Raw genomic sequence first — 2672 nt, forward strand, 5'->3', positions numbered from 1 at the left:
AGATGCAGCAAAAACTTTTTTAAGGGATCTTCCAACCGCTTGGGATGATACAAAACTGCTGGATGGTTATCCTGGAAAGTTTACCGTTATTGCTCGTCAAAAAGCTGATAATTGGTTTGTTGGTGGAATTAATTCGGGAAAGAAAGAAAAAATCCAGCACTTAAAATTTGATTTTTTACCCGAAGGAAAAAAATACAAACTAACATTAATTGCTGACGGAATTCATGATAAATCTTTTTCAACACAATACTTAGTTGTGGATAAAACAACTGCAATCGATGTTAAAATGTTGAACTTAGGAGGTTTTGTTGCATCAATACAAATTATTAAATAACCCAATACAATGAATTTTAAAATCAAATTTCTTGCTCCTATTGTATTAATTCTGATATTCAGTTTTAAGAACATCAATCCTACTTATACCTTACATAAAGACTATCTTTCTATACCACTAACTCAAGGGACATTAAATATTATTCCAATAACAGCAAATTCAATTAGGATTCAGATAAAGGGTGAAAATATAAAGCAGGATGAAGAATTAATTCTTGTAAATAAATTACCAGTACCTGATTTTAAGGTTACTGAAACGAATGAAGAAATTCAGTTAAAAACGGCTTCTATAATGGTTTTATTTAATAAAAAAACCAAAGTATTGAATTTTAAAGATAGTAAAGGAAATGTATTTTTAAGCGAAAAAATAGATAGCAGAAAAATGGCTTCAAGTTCTGTAAATGGAAATCCGTGTTACATAGTGGAGCAAAGTTTTGATTCGCCAAAAAATGAATTCCTTTTTGGTTTGGGACAATTTCAGGATGGACATTATAATCTAAAAAACATTAGCCAAAAATTAACTCAGGTTAATACTCAAATAGCAGTTCCTTTTTTATACTCGAATAAAGGATATGGAATTCTTTGGCATCAATATGGGCTTACCGAGTTTAATCCAAATGATAATTTGATTACACTTACTAAAAACGAAAAACCATCGGACAATAGCAAAGAAGTTGAAGTTACTACGACAGCAGGAACTCAAAAAATATCACAAAGACAAGCATTATATACGGGGAAATTTACCGTAGAAAATGAAGGTCAATATTCAATAATGCTGGATCTAGGAGATATGGACAGTCGTCATCTGGTTATTATTGATGATAAAACAATTATCGATCAATCTAATTTATGGTTACCGCCAGCAGTTAGTCAATTGGTTAATTTGAAAGCAGGAGAACATTCCGTTCAAATAGTTTGTAATACTACCAATAAACCCAAATTGAGTTTTAAAAAAACCGATAATTCAACAACCTTTCGTTCAATAAATGCTAAATCTTTAGATTATGTGGTTTTCAAAGGCAAAGATACTGATGAAGTAATTAATACCTACAGAAGTGTGTCAGGTCAGGCTCCTATGTTGCCTTTATGGGCTTATGGTTTCTGGCAATGTCGGGAACGTTATACATCTAGTGAACACTTGATAAATACAGTTAAAGAATTTCGCGAAAGAAAATTACCATTAGATGTAATTGTACAAGATTGGCAGTATTGGGGAAATAATGGGTGGGGAGTACCGCAGTTTGACCAAACACACTACCCAAATCCTTCTGGTTTTATCAAAGAATTACACGATTTAAATTCTCACTTTGTAATTTCAATATGGTCAAATCCTGATAAAAATTCGACCATTGGTAAAAAATATGTAGAAGATGGAATGTACATTCCGAACACTAAATGGCTGGATTACTTTAATCCTGAAACAGGTAAAGCGTATTGGAATACCTTAAATGATAATTTATTTTCAAATGGTGTTGATGGTTGGTGGATGGATGCAACGGAGCCAGAAAACGATGCTCTTGTTGGTACAACAACTCATCAGGGGCCTGGAGATTTTTTCCGACTTACATATCCATTATTTGTAAGTAAATCAGTTTATGAAGGACAACGAAAAACGAATCCTGAAAAACGTGTTACAATTTTAACGCGTTCAGCATTTTCAGGTCAACAGCGTTTTGGAACAATCAATTGGTCTGGAGATATTGGCGGAACCTGGGATGGTTTTAAAAAACAAATTATTTCCGGTATGAATTTTACTTTGACAGGAATGCCTTATTGGACAACCGATATTGGTGGTTTTTTCCGTCCAGGAAATGGACAATACAAGGATGAAAATTTCCAGGAATTATTAACCAGATGGTTTCAATGGGGAGCATTTAGTACCATATTTAGAATTCATGGATATCAAACAGAAACAGAACCTTGGAAATACGGTCAGAAAGTAGAAGACAATATGAGAGAAATGTTGAATCTTCGTTACGAATTAATGCCGTACATCTACTCTGAAACATCAAAAATTAAAACGGGTTCTACTTTTATGAGACCTCTTGTAATGGATTTTCAAAATGATGAAAAAGCAGTAAGTCAGCCTTACGAATATATGTTCGGACAATCGTTATTAGTTGCTCCTGTTACTGAATTTGGAGTTACGGATTGGAAAGTGTATTTGCCAAAAGGTTCAAAATGGTATGATTTCTGGTCCGAAAAAAACTTTGATGGAGGTCAGGAAGTTAAAGCAGATGCGCCTTTAAACAGAATTCCATTGTTTGTAAAAGCGGGTTCTATAATTCCTTTTGGTCCAATAGTACAATCGACAAATGAAAAAAAATGGGATAAGCTTG

The 2672-nt window shown here is 33.3% G+C and carries 2 protein-coding genes; both read left to right on the forward strand.

Annotation, left to right across the window (positions count from 1 at the left end; translation table 11 throughout):
• Positions 1 to 334 (forward strand): glycoside hydrolase family 97 C-terminal domain-containing protein (locus tag VLB74_RS01030; protein ID WP_325201611.1); only part of this gene is annotated, 334 nt, incomplete at its 5' end.
• 9 nt (positions 335 to 343) lie between these two features.
• A partial coding sequence (locus VLB74_RS01035) for a glycoside hydrolase family 31 protein (RefSeq protein ID WP_325201612.1) occupies positions 344 to 2672 on the forward strand: 2329 nt, incomplete at its 3' end.

This window comes from Flavobacterium sp. (genome assembly GCF_035456225.1).
Lineage (GTDB): Bacteria > Bacteroidota > Bacteroidia > Flavobacteriales > Flavobacteriaceae > Flavobacterium.